20 protein-coding genes and 1 tRNA gene are annotated in these 17,658 nt (G+C 69.3%); 13 read left to right on the top strand and 8 right to left on the bottom strand.

The genetic code is table 11. The annotated features are described in order from the left end of the window. The 7 genes from ACIPJY_RS12495 (at nt 1) to ACIPJY_RS12525 (ending at nt 6,230) form a co-directional block, all read left to right on the top strand. A complete protein-coding gene (locus tag ACIPJY_RS12495; RefSeq protein WP_400463911.1) occupies nt 1–1,773 on the top strand; it encodes a PH domain-containing protein in 1,773 nt (590 codons plus the stop codon). After that, nucleotides 1,770–2,462: a Rossmann-like and DUF2520 domain-containing protein gene (locus tag ACIPJY_RS12500; protein WP_400463909.1), complete on the top strand. Its 693-nt coding sequence runs from the start codon at nt 1,770–1,772 to the stop codon at nt 2,460–2,462. The genes ACIPJY_RS12495 and ACIPJY_RS12500 overlap by 4 nt, the downstream gene beginning before the upstream one ends. Nucleotides 2,463–2,676: 214 nt before the next feature. Then, on the top strand, nt 2,677–4,206 hold the full coding sequence (gene lysS, locus ACIPJY_RS12505) for a lysine--tRNA ligase (RefSeq protein ID WP_400463906.1): 1,530 nt from the start codon (nt 2,677–2,679) through the stop codon (nt 4,204–4,206). Between the two features lie 28 nt (nt 4,207–4,234). Then, the gene (locus ACIPJY_RS12510; RefSeq protein ID WP_400463903.1) at nt 4,235–4,438 is read left to right on the top strand and encodes a hypothetical protein; all 204 of its coding nucleotides are present in this window, start codon (nt 4,235–4,237) and stop codon (nt 4,436–4,438) included. Between the two features lie 57 nt (nt 4,439–4,495). Further along, nucleotides 4,496–4,648: a hypothetical protein gene (locus tag ACIPJY_RS12515; RefSeq protein WP_400463901.1), complete on the top strand. Its 153-nt coding sequence runs from the start codon at nt 4,496–4,498 to the stop codon at nt 4,646–4,648. A gap of 52 nt (nt 4,649–4,700) precedes the next feature. Then, nucleotides 4,701–4,832, top strand: a complete 132-nt coding sequence (locus tag ACIPJY_RS12520) for a hypothetical protein (RefSeq protein ID WP_400463898.1) — start codon at nt 4,701–4,703, stop codon at nt 4,830–4,832. A gap of 336 nt (nt 4,833–5,168) precedes the next feature. Next, on the top strand, nt 5,169–6,230 hold the full coding sequence (locus ACIPJY_RS12525) for a sigma-70 family RNA polymerase sigma factor (protein ID WP_123655174.1): 1,062 nt from the start codon (nt 5,169–5,171) through the stop codon (nt 6,228–6,230). Nucleotides 6,231–6,367: 137 nt separating this feature from the next. Here ACIPJY_RS12525 and ACIPJY_RS12530 read toward each other — a convergent pair whose 3' ends face one another. Beyond that, entirely contained in the window at nt 6,368–7,300 is a 933-nt protein-coding gene (locus ACIPJY_RS12530) for an NAD(+)/NADH kinase (protein ID WP_400463894.1), read from the bottom strand. Between the two features lie 71 nt (nt 7,301–7,371). Between ACIPJY_RS12530 and ACIPJY_RS12535 the strand changes: the two genes are divergently transcribed. Both ACIPJY_RS12535 and ACIPJY_RS12540 read left to right on the top strand, forming a co-directional pair. Next, the gene (locus tag ACIPJY_RS12535; protein ID WP_400463891.1) at nt 7,372–7,851 is read left to right on the top strand and encodes a Clp protease N-terminal domain-containing protein; all 480 of its coding nucleotides are present in this window, start codon (nt 7,372–7,374) and stop codon (nt 7,849–7,851) included. A gap of 286 nt (nt 7,852–8,137) precedes the next feature. Continuing rightward, a complete protein-coding gene (locus ACIPJY_RS12540; protein WP_400463888.1) occupies nt 8,138–10,660 on the top strand; it encodes an ATP-dependent Clp protease ATP-binding subunit in 2,523 nt (840 codons plus the stop codon). Nucleotides 10,661–10,751: 91 nt separating this feature from the next. Here the strand turns inward: ACIPJY_RS12540 and ACIPJY_RS12545 are convergent, their stop codons facing one another. Then, the gene (locus tag ACIPJY_RS12545) at nt 10,752–11,204 is read right to left on the bottom strand and encodes an SRPBCC family protein (protein WP_400463886.1); all 453 of its coding nucleotides are present in this window, start codon (nt 11,202–11,204) and stop codon (nt 10,752–10,754) included. Between the two features lie 75 nt (nt 11,205–11,279). Here ACIPJY_RS12545 and ACIPJY_RS12550 point away from each other — a divergent pair, with 75 nt between their 5' ends. After that, a complete protein-coding gene (locus tag ACIPJY_RS12550) occupies nt 11,280–11,822 on the top strand; it encodes an amino-acid N-acetyltransferase (RefSeq protein ID WP_400463883.1) in 543 nt (180 codons plus the stop codon). A 108-nt stretch (nt 11,823–11,930) separates the two neighbouring features. Here ACIPJY_RS12550 and ACIPJY_RS12555 read toward each other — a convergent pair whose 3' ends face one another. After that, complete coding sequence (locus tag ACIPJY_RS12555; protein ID WP_400463880.1) at nt 11,931–12,194, bottom strand: hypothetical protein; 264 nt, start codon at nt 12,192–12,194, stop codon at nt 11,931–11,933. Nucleotides 12,195–12,216: 22 nt separating this feature from the next. Here ACIPJY_RS12555 and ACIPJY_RS12560 point away from each other — a divergent pair, with 22 nt between their 5' ends. Beyond that, entirely contained in the window at nt 12,217–12,582 is a 366-nt protein-coding gene (locus ACIPJY_RS12560) for a hypothetical protein (protein ID WP_400463877.1), read from the top strand. Between the two features lie 18 nt (nt 12,583–12,600). Here the strand turns inward: ACIPJY_RS12560 and ACIPJY_RS12565 are convergent, their stop codons facing one another. Both ACIPJY_RS12565 and ACIPJY_RS12570 read right to left on the bottom strand, forming a co-directional pair. After that, entirely contained in the window at nt 12,601–13,035 is a 435-nt protein-coding gene (locus ACIPJY_RS12565) for a hypothetical protein (protein WP_400463874.1), read from the bottom strand. Nucleotides 13,036–13,151: 116 nt separating this feature from the next. Further along, nucleotides 13,152–13,358: a cold-shock protein gene (locus tag ACIPJY_RS12570; RefSeq protein ID WP_123655181.1), complete on the bottom strand. Its 207-nt coding sequence runs from the start codon at nt 13,356–13,358 to the stop codon at nt 13,152–13,154. 282 nt (nt 13,359–13,640) lie between these two features. Between ACIPJY_RS12570 and ACIPJY_RS12575 the strand changes: the two genes are divergently transcribed. Continuing rightward, complete coding sequence (locus ACIPJY_RS12575) at nt 13,641–14,024, top strand: SseB family protein (RefSeq protein WP_400463871.1); 384 nt, start codon at nt 13,641–13,643, stop codon at nt 14,022–14,024. A 36-nt stretch (nt 14,025–14,060) separates the two neighbouring features. Here ACIPJY_RS12575 and radA read toward each other — a convergent pair whose 3' ends face one another. Then, entirely contained in the window at nt 14,061–15,422 is a 1,362-nt protein-coding gene (gene radA / locus ACIPJY_RS12580) for a DNA repair protein RadA (RefSeq protein ID WP_400463868.1), read from the bottom strand. A gap of 9 nt (nt 15,423–15,431) precedes the next feature. Beyond that, the gene (locus ACIPJY_RS12585) at nt 15,432–16,412 is read right to left on the bottom strand and encodes an SGNH/GDSL hydrolase family protein (RefSeq protein WP_400463865.1); all 981 of its coding nucleotides are present in this window, start codon (nt 16,410–16,412) and stop codon (nt 15,432–15,434) included. Between the two features lie 143 nt (nt 16,413–16,555). Between ACIPJY_RS12585 and ACIPJY_RS12590 the strand changes: the two genes are divergently transcribed. Then, a tRNA-Ser gene (locus ACIPJY_RS12590) sits at nt 16,556–16,645 on the top strand. A gap of 344 nt (nt 16,646–16,989) precedes the next feature. Here the strand turns inward: ACIPJY_RS12590 and ACIPJY_RS12595 are convergent. Further along, nucleotides 16,990–17,292 carry a hypothetical protein gene (locus ACIPJY_RS12595; RefSeq protein WP_400468184.1) on the bottom strand — a complete coding sequence of 101 codons (303 nt, stop codon included), beginning with the start codon at nt 17,290–17,292 and terminating at the stop codon, nt 16,990–16,992. Nucleotides 17,293–17,658: the final 366 nt, after the last annotated feature.

Below are 17,658 nucleotides of genomic sequence, written 5' to 3' on the forward strand. Positions count from 1 at the left end.
GTGACGTTCCGACCCGGACCACCGCCGCCGGCACCGCCGCGCAGCGGGAACGCCGCCGCTGCCGCGCCCCTGACCGACGGCGAGTGGCACCGCCTGCACCCGCTGACCCCGCTGCTGCGCGGTGGGATCTTCCTGATCGTGGTGCTCGGCATCGTGCTGAACAACCTCCGCGACACCCTGTTCGACATGATCATCCCGGGGGGCGGCGGCCCCTCGGAAGAGGGCGACCCCGTCCGCTACGTGTACGAGCACGGCGCGGTCGGCTGGGTACTCCTCGGCATCGCGGGGTTCGTGATCGTGCTGATCGGCCTGTTCTACCTGTCCTGGCGGATGCACGAGTTCCGGGTCACCGGCGAGATCGTCGAGGTCCGGTCCGGCGTGCTGTTCCGGAGCCACCGGAAGGCGCGGCTGGACCGGATCCAGGGGATCAACATCACCCGGCCGCTCGTCCCGCGGATATTCGGGACCGCGCGGCTCGAGATCGCGCAGGCGGGCAACGACGCGAACGTGCAGCTGGCGTACCTCGGGGCGAAGGCGGCCGACGACCTCCGGCAGCGCATCCTGGTGCTCGCGTCCGGCGCGCAGGAGGACGAGTCCGAGTCGCGCGAGCAGCCCGGCACCGGCCGCGTGCAGGACCGTGTGAACGAGTTCCTGTCACCAGAGCTCGACCCGTCCGCCGTGCACGCGACGCGCATCGTCAAGGTGAAGCCCGGACGCCTGATCGCGTCGATGGTGCTGTCCGGCACCACGGTCTTCATCCTGCTGGCGGTCGTCGCGATCATCGTCAGCATCGCCATCACCGGCCAGTACTTCCTGCTCGTGTCGCTGTTCCCGGCCGTCATCGGCGCCGGCGGGTACTACGTCCGGAAGTTCTCGAAGTCGCTGCAGTACACGATCGCGGACACCCGGGACGGCATCCGGATCGGCTTCGGGCTGGTCTCCACCACGAACGAGACCCTGCCCCCTGGTCGCATCCACGCCGTGAGCGTCGCGCAGCCGCTGATGTGGCGGCCGTTCGGCTGGTGGGACGTCCGCATCAACCGTGCGACGAACGCCGGCAACGGGGCGTCGAACAACCAGCAGGTCTCGTCGATCGTGCTGCCCGTCGGTGACGCGGCCGACGTCCGGCAGGTCCTGGAGATCATCCTGCCGTCGCTCGTCGGCAGCGCCGTGGTCGGTCCGGCGGCGTCGAAGGACCTGCTCCGTGAGGGCTCCGCCGAGGCCGTCAGCGTCGTCGACGACAGCCTCACCACGACCGGCGACCAGGGCGGCTTCCGGTACTCGCCGCGGCGCGGGCGGTGGCTCCGGCCGTTCTCCGCGCGCCGCAACGGGTACCGCTTCGTCCAGGGCGCCGTGCTGCTCCGTCTCGGGGCGGTCTGGCGGTCGCTCGTCGTCGTGCCGCTGCCGCGTGTGCAGAGCGTGAAGGTGTCCCAGGGGCCGGTGGAGCGGCTGCTCCGCCTGGCGTCCGTGCACGTGCAGACCGTGCAGGGGCCGGTCACCGCGTCCGTGGGTGCGCTCGACGCCCGGGATGCCCAGCAGCTGTGGTCGGAGACCGCGCACCGTGCGGTCGAGGCGGCGGCGACCGACACGTCGCACCGGTGGCGGGCTGGGGCTGCGGCTGGTGTTGGTGCTGGTTTTGTGGGGCCTGGCGGGTACCGCGCGCCTGGACGACATGTGGACACGCGCCCGACCGAGCAGTTGTCGTCACCGCGAGCAGGTGGCTCCGTGCCTCCCGGGTGGGGCGACGTGCCACCGACCGGAGCCGTGCGGTGAGGGCGGGACGACTCGGGGTCGGCGTCGTCGGTGCCGGGCGCGTCGGACCGGTGCTCGGCGCCGCACTCGCGAACGCGGAGCACGCCGTCGTCGGCATCACCGCCGTGTCCGAGTCGAGCGTGGACCGCGCCGAGGCACTGCTGCCCGGCGTCCCCGTGCTCGAGACGCCCGACCTCGTCGAGCGGAGTGAACTCGTGCTGCTCGCGGTGCCGGACGACCAGCTCGCGGGGCTCGTGCAGGGGCTCGCGGACGCCGGGATCTGGCAACCGGGGCAGCTCGTCGTGCACACCAGCCCGGACCACGGCGTCGGGGTCCTCGCACCCGCGTTGGCCGCCGGCGCGATCCCGCTCGCGATCCACCCCGCGATGGCGTTCACCGGCACCAGCGTCGACCTGTCCCGGCTGCGCGACGCGTACTGCGCCGTGACCGCTCCCGCCCCCGTGCTCCCCATCGCGCAGGCGCTCGTGGTCGAGATGGGAGCCGAGCCGTTCGTCGTCTCCGAGGCCGACCGGCCCGCGTACGCCGATGCCGTCCGTGCCGCGGTGAGCTTCTCGACCGCGATCGTGGACCAGTCCGCCGGGACGCTCTCCGGGATCGGGGTGGAGCACCCCGGCCGCGTGCTCGGGGCACTCGTGCGGTCCGCCGTCGACAACGCGCTCGCCGCCGCCGACGGCCAGTCGACGCTGTAGCGCGGGCGGGCGGGCGCGCGGGCGCGCGCCGTCCCGCAGTGTGCGAGTTTGCGGACACCGTGCGGGGCCCGGCGCCTCGCACAGTGTCCGGGACCTCGCACACTCGGGCGGCGCCTCGCACCGTGCGAGGTCGCGCGGGCCCGGGATTCCGGGGGAGCACGCCCGGACGGGTAGCATCGACGCCATCCCCCACGACCCTCGGAGCCGCACCCGCATGACCGACGAGACCGCCGCCACCACCGACACCGCGATCGCCGACGCCGCCGCACTGGCCGAGCAGGAGACGAACGAGCAGCGTCAGGTCCGGCTCGACAAGCGCGCGCGGCTGCTGGAGTCCGGGATCGAGGCCTACCCGGCCGAGCTCCCGATCACCACCACGATCCCCGCGGTCCGCGCGCAGTACGCGCACCTGGAGACCGGGCAGGAGACCGACGACGTCGTCGGCATCGCCGGGCGCATCGTGTTCTCCCGCAACACCGGCAAGCTCTGCTTCGCCTCCCTGCAGTCCGGCGACGGATCGCGCATCCAGGCGATGGTGTCCCTCGCCGAGGTGGGCGAGGAGTCGCTCGCACGCTGGAAGGAGTTCGTCGACCTCGGCGACCACGTGTTCGTGCACGGGCGGGTGATCTCCTCGCGCCGCGGCGAGCTGTCGATCATGGTCGACGAGTGGGCGATCGCGGCGAAGGCGATCCTGCCGCTGCCGAACCTGCACAACGAACTCAACGAGGAGACGCGGGTCCGCCAGCGCTACCTCGACCTCATCGTGCGCGACCAGGCCCGCGAGACCGTCCGTGCCCGGGCCGCCGTGATGGCGTCCCTCCGCGCGACCTTCACCGGGCACGAGTACCTCGAGGTCGAGACGCCGATGCTGCAGACCCAGCACGGCGGTGCCTCGGCCCGGCCCTTCGTCACGCACTCGAACGCGTTCGACACCGAGCTGTTCCTGCGCATCGCGCCCGAGCTCTTCCTGAAGCGGGCCGTCGTCGGCGGGATCGACCGTGTCTTCGAGATCAACCGGAACTTCCGGAACGAGGGCGCCGACTCGTCGCACTCGCCCGAGTTCGCGATGGTCGAGGCCTACCAGGCGTACGGCAACTACGAGCAGATGGCCGACCTCACCCAGGAGCTCGTGCAGAACGCCACGCGCGCGGTGACCGGCGGCCCGCTCGAGGTCCCGCTGCCCGACGGCAGCACGTACGACCTCGGCGGCGAGTGGCCGCGCATCGACATGTACGGCTCCTTGTCCGAGGCAGCCGGCCGCGAGATCACGCCGGAGACCCCGTTGTCGGAGCTGCAGGAGCTCGCCGCGGCCGAGGGTGTCGAGGTCGCGCACGCCACGCACGGCAAGTACGTAGAAGAGCTCTGGGAGCACTTCGTCATCGACTCGCTCGACCGCCCGACGTTCGTCATGAACTTCCCGGTGGACACCTCGCCGCTGACCCGGGAGCACCGCACCCGGCCGGGCATCGTCGAGAAGTGGGACCTCTACGTCCGCGGGTTCGAGCTCGCCACGGCGTACTCCGAGCTCGTCGACCCCGTCGTGCAGCGCGAGCGGTTCGTCGAGCAGGCGAAGCTGGCCGCGGGCGGCGACCCCGAGGCGATGCGCGTGGACGAGGAGTTCCTGCGTGCGCTCGAGCACGCGATGCCCCCGTCGGGCGGCATGGGCATGGGTGTCGACCGGCTGCTGATGGCGATCACCGGTCTCGGCATCCGTGAGACGATCCTGTTCCCGCTCGTCAAGTAGGCCCAGGCGCCGGGGTTAGGATGCTCGGGTGCCGCATGGAGTCGTGACCGGGATCATCTTCGCCCTGACGCCGACCGTCGTCGTCGGCCTCGTCTTCTGGTTCGTCATGCGCGCGATCATGCGGGCCGACCGGACCGAGCGTGCCGCGTACGCCAAGGTCGAAGCAGAAGAGCGCGCGCGCTTCGAGCGTGAGCACGGCGTCAGTGCGCCGGCACCTGCCTCCGCCGAGTAGCGCCGAACCCGCACCAGACTTCACCGGTCGTTCACGCGACGGTGGCATCGTGCGCGCATGGAGCCGACAGCACCCCTGCCCGACGAGCCGACCGGCCTCGACCCGTCGGACCTCGACGCGCTCGACGCCTTCGGCCACGCCGCGCTGACGGACGCCGGCCGCGACGACGCCCCGTGGACCGACGACGACGATGACGACATCGACGTCTGAGCGTCGCCGCCCGTTCACGCGGTCGTTGCCGACCGGTGTGACGATCGACCTCATGTCCATCACCCAGATGTTCCGTTCCCGCAGCCTCGTCGGCGACATCGAGAGCGAGTACGACGAGTACGACCGCGACGCGGACCTCGAGGTGTCCAAGCGCCGATCGGGATGGCTCGAGCCGTCCTGGTGACCCACGCCCACTCGGTTTTCGGGGTACGGAGGCCGGATCGTGACGATCCGGGCCGACGTACCCCTTTTGTTTGTCCGCCAAGCGCTGCACCCCGGGGTACATGCTCCGAAACGCGCCAGAAACACCGATGCAATCCCGGAAACACGGCGACATCCCCTTGATCTCGGGCGAGCAGCGGGGTCAGACTGTTCCCACGCTGTACCCCGTGGGGGCCAGTCGCAATGACGAAGCACGGAGAACCCTGGGAATCATTCGGTTCCGTTTGTGGGGTACACCTCTTGCCCGCTCTACTAGTGACACCCCACGAGGCCATACGTCGAATGCAGGGAGAGTCACATGACGATCGCAACGGCAGCACCGAGCACCAGTTCACGCCGCACCAAGAAGGCAACCGCCAAGACCGACAGCGCCAAGGTCGAGAGCACCACGCTCGACACCGCCGCAGCGGAGGTCGAGGCGGACGAGCAGCTCGCCGGCGTCCGCGGCGCATCGGTCGACCAGGTCGGTGACTACCTCCGCCACATCGGGCGTCTCTCGCTCCTCACCGCCGAGGAAGAAGCAGACATCGCCCGCCGCATCGAGGTCGGTCTGTTCGCCGGCGAGAAGCTCGCCACCGAGCAGGGGCTCCCCAAGGCACTGCAGCGCGAGCTCAAGTGGCTCGTCCGCGACGGTGAGCGCGCCAAGGAGCGCATGATCACGTCGAACCTGCGCCTGGTCGTCAGCATCGCCAAGCGCTACTCGCAGCGCGGCCTGCCCTTCATGGACGTCATCCAGGAAGGCAACCTCGGCCTGGTCCGCGCCGTCGAGAAGTTCGACTTCACGCAGGGCTACAAGTTCTCGACGTACGCCACCTGGTGGATCCGTCAGGCCATCTCGCGTGGCCTCGCCGACAAGGCCCGCACGATCCGCATCCCGGTGCACACCGTGGAGCTCATCAACAAGATCTCGCGCACCGAGCGCGACCTCACCGTCGATCTCGGCCGTGCGCCGATGCCGGAAGAGGTCGCAGCCGAGCTGAGCATGTCGGTCGAAGAACTCGTTGACCTCAAGGGCCGCTCGCACGAGCCGGTGTCGATCCACACCGTGGTCGGCGACTCGGACGACAGCGAGCTCGGCGACTTCATCGAGGACGAGGACGCAGCGTCCCCGAACGAGCTCACCGAGACGACGCTCCTGCACCGCGACATCCGCTCCATCGTCGCCGAGCTCCCGAGCGACGAAGCCAACGTGATCCGCATGCGCTACGGCCTGGACGACGACAAGCCGATGACGCTCGACGAGATCTCGAAGATCGTGCACACGACGCGTCAGGCGGTCAGCCGGGTCGAGTCGCGTGCGAAGCTGCGCCTGTTCGCCAAGGCGGTCTCGCAGGACATGCAGCTCTACCTGACCGAATAGGTCAGCAGCACTTCGGCCGGCGCCTCACCGCGTCGGCTCGGGGAACCGGGTCGTTCTGTGGGAAGTCGATCCGGTGGGGTGATGGGACGGCCCGTCCGAGCACTGCTCGGACGGGCCACACTCATGTCCGGCGCGGTTCAGTCCTCGACCTCGCGCCGCAGCTTCTGCCGCAGGTCGCTCGGGATGAGTTCGACGAGCTGGTCCGGGCGCACCGGCAGGTCGAGCAGGCTGAGCTTCACGCGGCCCGTCCGCCCGTGCCGTTCGGCGTCGAGACGCACCACGCTGCCGGCGTCCTTCCGCAGACGCATGTCGATCTGCGCGCCGGTCGCCACTTCGCCCACGACCAGGCCATCGACCTCGAGCGCCGCGCTCCTGGTGCCCTCCGCGATCTCGAAGCGGTAGCGCTCGCGAGCGGCGAGCACCACCGAGCGGTCGATGCCGGCCATCGGGGCGACCGGGGTGACGACCGAACCGGAGAGCGCGGGGGAGAGGACCGGACCGCCGGCCGCGTAGTTGTACGCGGTGGACCCGGCGGGCGTCGAAGCGACGATGGCGTCCGCGCGGTAGTACCCGTACCCGAGGCCGCCGACGCTGAGGTCCGCCGACACCTGCCCGGCCCCTGGGCGCCGCACGATGGTGAGGTCGTTGAAGGCGAGGTGGTCGGTGCGCGCGCCGCTCCAGGACAACCGGGCCTCGAGCGCGTGGTGCGGCTCGAGCTGGTAGTCCCCGGCGGACAAGCGGTCCAGCGCGGCCTCGAGCTCGGGCGGTTCGATCTCCACCAGGAACCCGACGTTGCCGTAGTTGACCCCGAGGACCGGCACCGGGCGCTTCGCGACGAGGCGCATGGCACCGAGCATGGTGCCGTCCCCGCCGAGTGCGACCACGAGGTCGACGGTCCCGGTGAACTCGTCGTCCTCGATGACGTCGATCGAGCCGCCGATCCGGACGGCGTCGATGCGCCGGGCGACCAGGCGTCCGCGGCCGGAGGCGTTCCACCGCTGCAGGGTGCTGACGGACTCCTGCACGTTCTTGGTCGGGTGCACGACGAGGCCGACGACGGGCTGATCCATGCGCCGGATGCTACCGGGCGCACCTGATCTGAGGGCTGTTCAATGTCGGCGGTGTGCGATATTCTGTATACATGCAACCCGACACGCTCTCCATCGCTGTGCCCGTCATCCAGCACGGTCGCGAGATCGTCCTCCTCGCCCAGCACGAGTCACGCGAGTCCGGCTTCGGGTTCGTCGACGCGGAACACCTGCTCGTCGCGGCCGTGGTCCTCTGCGGTGGGATGCCGCGCTTCCGCAGGCTCCTCGATCCCCACGGCGTGACGCCCGGTCGGCTCCGTGACGCGATCCGCGTGTTCGTCGGCGCCGGCACCGCGCCGTACCCGTCCGACCCGGACGCCGTCACGTGCACCCCGGCAGGTGCCCGGATCCTCGCCCGCTCGGCGCAGGTCGCGGGCCCGGGTGAGCGCGTCCGGCCGCACCACGTGCTCATGGCCGTGCTCGACGGGGTCGACGACCCGTTCATGGGTGCCGCGCACGACGTCCTCGACCGACTCGACGTGGACCCGCGCCGGTTCCGCCGTGCCCTGATGCGCGCCGCCCGACGCGCCTGACGCGCTGCGCGCCGTGCCGGCAACGCGCCGCCCGACGCGCCTGACGCGCTGCGCGCCGTGCCGGCAACGCGCCGCCTGACGCGCCTGACGCGCTGCGCGCCGTGCCGGCAACGCGCCGCCCGACGCGCCTGACGAGCCGATCGGCGCACCCAGCGCCCCGAGGTCACGCCCACGGCGAACAGGGGCAGACCAGGGGGTGAGCGCTGGTTACTCTCGAAGTACGTGACCGGACTCACACGAGCCCGGTGCAGCTGTCGGCCCGGTACGAAGGGCCAAGGGAGAGCACATGTTCGAGAGATTCACCGACCGAGCCCGTCGTGTTGTCGTCCTCGCTCAAGAAGAAGCGAAGATGCTCAACCACAACTACATCGGCACCGAGCACATCCTCCTCGGCCTCATCCACGAGGGCGAGGGCGTCGCCGCCAAGGCGCTGGAGTCGCTGGGCATCTCGCTCGACGCCGTCCGCGAGCAGGTCCAGGACATCATCGGGCAGGGCCAGCAGCAGCCGACCGGGCACATCCCGTTCACGCCGCGCGCCAAGAAGGTCCTCGAGCTGTCCCTGCGCGAAGCGCTGCAGCTCGGCCACAACTACATCGGGACCGAGCACATCCTGCTCGGCCTCATCCGCGAGGGCGAGGGTGTCGCAGCCCAGGTCCTCGTGAAGCTCGGCGCCGACCTGAACCGGGTCCGCCAGCAGGTCATCCAGCTCCTGTCCGGCTACCAGGGCAAGGAAGCGGTCGCCGTCGGCGGCGAGCAGCAGCAGAACGCGCAGCAGGGTTCGCAGGTCCTCGACCAGTTCGGTCGGAACCTCACCCAGGCCGCGCGCGACGGCAAGCTCGACCCCGTCATCGGGCGCGAGAAGGAGATGGAGCGGGTCATGCAGATCCTCTCCCGCCGCTCCAAGAACAATCCCGTCCTGATCGGTGAGCCCGGCGTCGGCAAGACCGCCGTCGTCGAGGGCCTCGCCCAGGCGATCGTCAAGGGCGACGTCCCCGAGACGCTCAAGGACAAGCAGCTCTACTCGCTCGACCTCGGTTCGCTCATCGCCGGGTCCCGCTACCGCGGTGACTTCGAGGAGCGCCTCAAGAAGGTCACGAAGGAGATCCGCACCCGCGGGGACATCATCGTCTTCATCGACGAGATCCACACGCTGGTCGGTGCCGGTGCAGCGGAGGGTGCGATCGACGCCGCGTCGATCCTCAAGCCGCTGCTGGCTCGTGGCGAGCTCCAGACCATCGGTGCCACCACGCTCGACGAGTACCGCAAGCACTTCGAGAAGGACGCCGCGCTCGAGCGTCGCTTCCAGCCGGTGCAGGTCAACGAGCCGTCGCTGCCGCACGCGATCAACATCCTCAAGGGCCTCCGCGACAAGTACGAGGCGTTCCACAAGGTGTCCATCACCGACGGTGCGATCGTCGCCGCGGCGAACCTGGCGGACCGCTACGTGCAGGACCGCTTCCTGCCCGACAAGGCCATCGACCTGATCGACGAGGCCGGCGCCCGCCTGCGCCTGTCGATCCTGTCCGCGCCGCCGGAGCTCCGCGAGTTCGACGAGAAGATCTCGACGGTTCGCGGGTCGAAGGAAGCCGCCATCGAGGAGCAGGACTTCGAGAAGGCCGCGAGCCTGCGCGACGAGGAGAAGAAGCTCCTCGGCGAGCGTCTCCGCCTCGAGAAGCAGTGGCGTGCGGGTGACGTCGCCGCGTCCGGCACCGTCGACGAGGGCATCATCGCCGAGGTCCTGGCCCAGGCAACGGGCATCCCGGTGTTCAAGCTCACCGAAGAGGAGACCTCGCGCCTCGTCTTCATGGAGAAGGCCCTGCACCAGCGCGTCATCGGTCAGGAAGAGGCCATCTCGGCCCTCTCCAAGACCATCCGCCGCACCCGTGCCGGCCTGAAGGACCCGAACCGGCCCTCCGGCTCGTTCATCTTCGCCGGCCCCACGGGCGTCGGGAAGACCGAGCTCGCCAAGGCCCTCGCGGAGTTCCTGTTCGACGACGAGGGTGCACTGATCTCCCTCGACATGTCGGAGTTCGGTGAGAAGCACACCGTCTCGCGCCTGTTCGGTGCCCCTCCCGGGTTCGTCGGGTTCGAAGAAGGTGGCCAGCTCACCGAGAAGGTGCGCCGCAAGCCGTTCTCCGTGGTCCTGTTCGACGAGATCGAGAAGGCCCACCCGGACATCTTCAACTCGCTCCTGCAGGTGCTGGAAGAAGGTCGTCTGACCGATGGTCAGGGCCGCGTGGTCGACTTCAAGAACACCGTCATCATCATGACCACGAACCTCGGTTCGCAGGGCATCGCCGGTGGCCCGGTGGGCTTCCAGGTCGAGGGTGACTCGGGCGTCGGCTACGACCGCATGCGCGCGAAGGTGAACGAGGAGCTCAAGAAGCACTTCAAGCCGGAGTTCCTGAACCGCGTCGACGACACGATCGTGTTCCCGCAGCTGTCGCAGCCCGAGCTGCTGCAGATCGTGGACCTGTTCGTGAAGCGTCTGTCGGACCGCATGCTCGACCGCGACATGACCGTCGAGCTCACGCTGCCGGCCAAGGAGCAGCTCATCAAGGTCGGGTTCGACCCGGCCCTGGGTGCTCGCCCGCTGCGCCGCGCGATGCAGCACGAGGTCGAGGACCAGCTCTCCGAGCACATTCTGCAGGGTGAGCTCACCGCGGGTGACCACGTCAAGGTGGACTTCCGCGAGGGCAAGTTCGAGTTCGAGACCGGGCGTCAGCCCGGCCGCGAGGAAGTCCTCGCCGGAGCCGCTGCCGTGGAGTCCGGAACGGACGCCGCCCCGCAGGGCGAGATCGAGTCCTAGAGTCCCCACCAGACAGACGGGAGGCCCGGTGCCAGCTGGCACCGGGCCTCCCGTCTGTCTGCGGTCACGTCACGGACGCGACCCGGCCTGGTCAGGCCTGCACGTCACCGCGCCATCCGGTGTCCGTGGGAGCCGCCTCGACGCGCTCCTTGTAGTTCTGCAGGTCCTTCTTGATGGCGTGTCCGCCGACGCCGACCGCGGCGCCGAGCTTCTCGAGGAAGCCGGAGGGCTCCCAGTCGATCTGCGCGGTCACGCGCGTCTCGGCGTCGGAGAGCTTGTGGAACGTGACGACGCCCGCGTGGTCGGTCTCGCCGTCCTTGACGGCCCATGCGACACGCTCGTCGGGGTGCTGCTCGGTGATGACCGCACGGAACTTGCGCTCCTGGCCGGCCACCTTCACGGTCCAGTCGGTGGTGGTGTCGTCGACCTGGTCGATCTTCTCGACCTCGTCGAGGAAGTGCGGGAACTCTTCGAAGCGGGTCCACTGCCCGTAGGCAGCGCTGACAGGGACGTTGACGTCGATGGTCTCGATGATCTGGGGCATGTCCCGGACGGTAGGCCGGAGCGGCTGGGCGCGACCCATGGGGCGCTGTCCCCCGACCGCACTATGGTGGGGGAGATGACTGAGCACGGGAAGCACGCGTTCCACGAACGGGACGACCACGGCATCCTGGTGCGACCCGCGCTGGCGTCGGACGTGCCGCACATCCAGCGGCTCATCGCCCCCTACGTCGACCGGCGGATCCTGCTCGGCAAGGAGAACGTCGCCCTGTACGGCTCGATCCAGCAGTTCCGGATCGCCGAGGGGCCGGACGGCGTGCCGATCGGGTGCGGTGCCCTCGCCGTGTTCTGGGACGACATCGCCGAGGTGCGCACGCTCGCCCTCGACGCGGACTGGATCCACAAGCGCGTCGGTCACCGGATGCTCGAGGCGCTCGAGCACGACGCCCGGGCGCTCGGCGTGGCGCGCATCTTCTGCCTGACGTTCGAGGTCGAGTTCTTCGCGAAGCACGGGTACCTGGAGATCGGTGAGCAGGTCGTCGCGCCGTCCGTCTACGCGGAGCTCGTGCGCTCGTCGGACGAAGGCGTGGCGGAGTTCCTCGACCTGGCCCGGGTGAAGCCGAACACCCTCGGCAACACCCGCATGCTGAAGATCCTCTGACGCTTTCGCGCCCGGTTCGGCGGGGTTCCCTCGTGGCGTGCCCGGCGTTGTCTACCCTGTGCGCATGTCGTCGTTCCGTCACCCCGTCGGCCCGCAGAAGCCGGGCGTCTACTGGCGCCGCCGTGCGACCGTGGCGGGAGTGATCCTGCTCATCGTGATCGTCGTCGTGCTCATCGTGGTGGGGCGTGGGAACGGGGCGCCGGCGGCGGCGCCATCTGCTTCGGCTTCGCCTTCTTCGTCGTCTGTTCGGTCGTCGTCGTCGTCGCCGTCCGCTTCCTCGGCGCCGTCGTCTTCTGGCTCGCCCTCTGCGTCGCCGTCCCCTTCGGCATCGTCGTCTTCTGCGTCGTCTGCTTCCGGTTCGACCTGCTCCAAGAGTCAGATCACGCTGACGCCCGTGCTCGACAAGAGCGCCTACGGGCCCACCGAGGACCCGAAGATCGCGATGTCGATCGAGAACACCGGGTCGAACTCGTGCCACATGGACCTCGGGTCGTCGCAGCAGGTGCTCACGATCAGCTCCGGTGAGGAGCAGTACTGGTCCTCGAAGGACTGCCAGACCGGTGGGACGAACCAGGACGTCACGATCAAGGCCGGGCAGACCCTGACCACGCCGGCGATCGCGTGGGACCGCACCCGGTCGTCCACGTCGACGTGTGACTCCTCGCGCCCGTCGGTGACCGGTGGGGGAGCGAGCTACCACCTGCAGGTCGCGGTGGGGAACATCACGTCGAAGGAGTCGGCGCAGTTCATCCTGAACTGATCGCCGGCGCGGTCCCGGTCAGCTGAAGTCCGGGGTCGTCGCAGCGCACCGGACCGGCTCACCCGGGTGGCCGAGCTCCTCGGCGATGACCTTCTCGCCGTCGAGCAGGATGCGACAGCTCGCGGTCCGCCCAGCCGGAGGAGTGGCGCGCACCGAGGCGTCGTCCTGGGTGAGCACGATGGTGTCCCGCGTCCAGCTGGTGTTCCCGCCAGTACCCGCCTTCGTCGACGTCGACGTGACGGTGTGCGTCTCGGGTGCCGCACCACGGCGCTCGGCGCCGTCGTAGCGGACGTCGTGGAGCGGTGTCGCGTCCGGCGAGTCGACGGTGACCTCGTACGTGACGGACCAGGCGTCACCGACCTGCTGGTGGATCTGTGCGCACCCGGTCAGTCCGACGACGGTCAGGGCGAGTGCTGCTGCTGCGGTGGTCGCTGCGATGCGTGAACTGGTCATACAAACACAATCGCGGCCGGCCGATCGATCCTCGTCATGACGAGGTATCGATCGAGTCCGACCGCGGTCGTGTTCGGGGTCAGCCGACCGGATGACGGTCAGCGTTCCCCTGGGGTTCAGCCGATGACGGAGATGTTCTCCGCCTGCGGGCCCTTGCGGCCCTCAGTGATCTCGAACTCCACCTTCTGGTTCTCCTCGAGGCCGCGGTAACCGCTGCCCGAGATCGCCGAGAAGTGGGCGAAGACGTCGGCGCTGCCGTCGTCCGGGGCGATGAACCCGAAGCCCTTTTCGTTGTTGAACCACTTGACGGTTCCAGTTGCCATGATGGCGTTTCCTTAACTGTTCTTGCTTTCCATCGCGGTATGACACGCAGACGGAGCCTCGACGTATGTCGACGAGGGTGATGCGCCACGCGGGCAGGTGCCGGCGGGACGGGTTCGGGGTCAGGCCCGTGGGCCAGTGACCCGTGAGCCCGGATGAGGGAGTGAAACCACCTCGTCCGGACGTTGGGCGCCGCAGAAGCGGTGTCCTCAACCTACAGGGTCTTTGGCCCCACGACCAGACAGTTCGCCTCCTCGGGGCGAAATCTGATGAACTTGATGGTGATGGCAGACAAGGAACAGCGCTTCCGGAGTGAACAGCTCGAGGAAGCCCTCGCGAAGCAGGACGTGGCGGCGGTGGCGTACGCGCTGCGGAACGACATCGTGATCGTGCCCAGGCTCGTCACCGGCAAGAAGGACATGCAGGTGCGGGTGTTCGGCCGGGAAGGCTCGGACAAGCGCATCCTGCTGCTGTTCTCGTCCGCGGACGCGTACACCGCGATGGTCCCGGACGAGAAGATCCGGCAGGTCATGGTCTACGACGCAGCACGGCTCGAGGAGTTCCTCGCCGCGCACCTCGACTCGCTCGAGGGTGTGTTCTTCGACATCGCGGGGCCGCACACGATGCAGTCGGATCCCGCCGACCTGCTGGCCGCATTGCGCGCCTGACGACGGCCCCGCGCGTGTCGGGGCTGCTGTCTGGGGTCAGAAGGCGGCGTCGAGTTCGCGTTCCCGGACGGACTTCGTCATGGAGAACGCGACGCGGAGTGCTTCACGGAGGTGTTCCGCATCCGCTCCGAGCACGGTCGTGAACCCGAGCCGACGGGCTTCACCGGCGCGTTGCTTCGCGCCGGTGGCCTGACGGATCTCGCCGGCCAGGCTGATCTCCCCGATGGCCGCCAGGGTGTGCGGGTACGGACGGTCCCGTGCAGCACTGGCGAGCGCCAGCACGATCGCCAGGTCGGCGCCGGGCTCGGTGAGCTTCATGCCGCCGACGGTCGAGACGTAGACGTCCGCGTCGGAGAGCTTGATGCCCGCGCGACGTTCGAGGACGGCGAGCAGCATCGCGACGCGCGACGAGTCGACCCCGTTCACCACGCGGCGCGGCTGCGGTGCGGAACTCGGGACGACCAGGGCCTGTACCTCGACCGGGAGTGCGCGGCGGCCCTCCATCGTCACCGTGATGCAGGTGCCCGACACCGGTGTGCCGTTGCGTGACATGAACAGGCCGCTGGGGTCCGGGACCTCGTGGATGCCGTCGCCGGCCATGTCGAAGCAGCCGACTTCGTCCGTGGGACCGAACCGGTTCTTCAGGGCGCGGACGAACCGGAGTGCGGTCTGGCGGTCACCCTCGAAGTGGCAGACGACGTCGACCAGGTGTTCGAGCAACCGCGGGCCGGCGATCGAACCGTCCTTCGTGACGTGCCCGACGATGAGCACGGGCAGGGCTCGGTCCTTCGCGGCACGGATGAGGGTCGATGCGACCTCTCGGACCTGCGACGTGCCACCCGCGATGCCGTCGATGCTGGCCGACGAGATCGTCTGCACGGAGTCGGCGATGAGCAGGTCCGGCTGCACCTGGTCGATCTGGCCGAGGATGACACCGAGGTCGACCTCGCTCGCGAGGTAGAGGTCGTCGTGCATCGCGCCGGTGCGCTCGGCCCGCAGGCGGACCTGGTCGACGGACTCCTCGGCGCTGACGTAGAGGACGCGCTTGCCCATCGCGGCGGCGCGCGAGGCGACCTCGAGCAGGAGGGTGGACTTGCCGACACCGGGCTCGCCGCTCAGCAGGACAGCGGCGCCCGGGACGATCCCGCCGCCGAGCACCCGGTCGAACTCGCCGATGCCGGTCTGCCAGCGGGGGACCGCGCCGCCGCGGGCCTGCGTGATGGGCTGCGCGATGCGGGTCCCCGTGACGGCGACCGCACTGGTGCCCCGTGCGCTGGCCGTGACGGCGGAGGCGTCTTCGACGGTGCCCCATGCCTGGCACTCGCCGCAGCGACCGACCCACTTGATGGTGGTCCAGCCGCACTCGGAGCAGCGGTAGGAGGACTGGGGGCGGGCCATGGGACGAGGTTAGGCCGCGCCGCCGACATCACCGGCATCGTCAGCGGTGTCGGCGTCGTGTGCTTCTGCGGGCACCGCGATCGACCCGGTCATGCGCTGCCGGAGCCGGTCGACGCGGTTCGGGCGGTGTGCGCGGTCCATGTCCTCGGCGCCGAGGGTGTCCTGCTCCGCGCGGGCGTTCGCCACCGCCCCGGCTTCGCGCCCGAGGTCCTCGGCTTCTCGGGCGGAGAGGTAGTGCCGGATCGCGGCGACGGTGTCGACCCTGGCGTCGATCGCCGGCTCGAACGCGCTCGCCCAGATCTCGTACCCGCGGTCGTTCGGGTGGAAGAGATCTCCGTAGGTGTTGAAGAACGTGCGACGCAGGCCCACTCGGCGCGTGATCGCGTGCAGCGGTGCCACCGTCAGCCCGAGTTCGTCCGCGACGCGGTGCACGATCTCGTTCGCGACGGCGACCTTGCGCTCGCGGTCGGGGACGAACATGCACGGCAGCTCGGCGACGATCGCGTGCGAGGGCACTGCGCCGTAGATCGCGCGGAGGTTCCGCTCGAACTTGTCGGGGTGGAAGTCCGCGATGTCGTTCGCGCCGATCGAGACCGTGCAGACGTCGGGGGTGAAGCTCCGCAGCTTCGGGAGCTGGTCCTTCTTCGCGCCCCACGTCGTCGCACCGGAGACGCTGAGGTTCACCACCCGCACCGTCTCGCGTGACCGGTGCTTGATCCGGCGGGCGAGCAGGCCGACGTAGCCGCGGGACGGGACCGTGGCGCCGACCCCCTGCGCGGCGGAGTCGCCGATCGCCAGGTACGTGATCTCGCCCTCGTGGTGGAGTCGTTCACGCCACCAGTCGGCGTGCGACGGGAGCATGTCGACGACGCGTTGTGCGGCTGCTCGCTGGCCCTTGACGCCGGCCCGGGCGCCGACGGCGGCGCCGCCGGCGACGACCAGGCCGCCGCCGATCGAGGAGAGCAGGGCGATGAGGGTTCGGGACTTCATGCGGTGGACGGTACGCCCGCTGGATCAGTCGGATCAGAGCGGACCCTGTGGCTGTGGGAAGAGCCCTGGACGCGGTCGCCTGTGGGAGCCGAGCCGTCTTGGGGTGTCGCGAGGGGCCTCCCAGATCGTGTAAACTCTCTCCCGGTACCGTGTCCGAGCGGCCGAAGGATCATGTCTCGAAAACATGTGTGGGGGCAACTCCACCGTGGGTTCAAATCCCACCGGTACCGCCACAGAAAACCCCCGTTCACGCGGGGGTTTTCTTGTTTCGAGGGGCGTCCCTGGTACATGTCTGGTGCACTCTTCTGAGCACACCACTCCGCACCGCGGCTGCGTCCTTCTCGGCAGCGTGTCCAGTCAGAGTCGCCCGACCCGGTGTCCCAGGCACCTCGCCTGTCCCGCGAGCGTGCGCAGCGAAGCGCAAGCCTTCCCACCAGGCTCCCCTGCGGCCCGGCCCGAACCTCATCGGCATATGCGACGACCGACGGGTTGTCCCGCACGGCCCGCCGATCGCGTGTCCGCTGGTGATGTCTCGGCGCCATCGACCGAAGTCCGGTGGAGTGTTCGGGGCGCTTGTTCAGTTCTCGACGGGCGCACCGTTCAAGATGCGCGGGCGCCCGTCGCTGACGATCCATTCGGATCGCATCGTGATCACCGTGTTGTTCGGTGCGGTGAGCCGGTTGAACACAACAGCCTTCTCGGGGTCGATCTCGACCGAGATGCTCTCGGCCGAGAGGATCGGGGTGGGCAGCGATGCGACGACTGCGGGGACATGGGGGCGGAGCTCAGCGATGAAGTCTTCTGAGATCGCGTCGACGTCTCCGCGGGTCAGTGCGTCGAGGTGGGCGTCGAGGTAGGGGCGGAGGGTTGCTTCGTTCATGGCACTTCGTCTTCCTGGTCTTGCCGCTGTGCAGCGGCCGACGCCGACGTTTATCAGCACGCAGATCACTATGTGGTACTGAGTCCCGCTTTGTCAACTTGGTGTTAGGATACGGGTATGCCGATGACGAGTGGGAACGGAGTGTCGTCCTCGAAGCGGCCGTCGAGCGCTCGGGCGCGTGCGCGGCGAGCCATGACGGAGTCCCTGGCCGGTGACGCGTTGGACCTGTTTGAACAGCGCGGGTATGACGCGACGAGCATCGATGACGTCTCGGGGTCCCCGACGATGCTCGACCGTGGCGGGCCGTCCGGTCCGCGCTCGACGAGATCGTCCTGGCCTACACCGCTGACGCCGCCACCACCTTGC

The sequence above is a fragment of the Curtobacterium sp. NPDC090223 genome (genome assembly GCF_044746585.1).
Lineage (GTDB): Bacteria > Actinomycetota > Actinomycetes > Actinomycetales > Microbacteriaceae > Curtobacterium.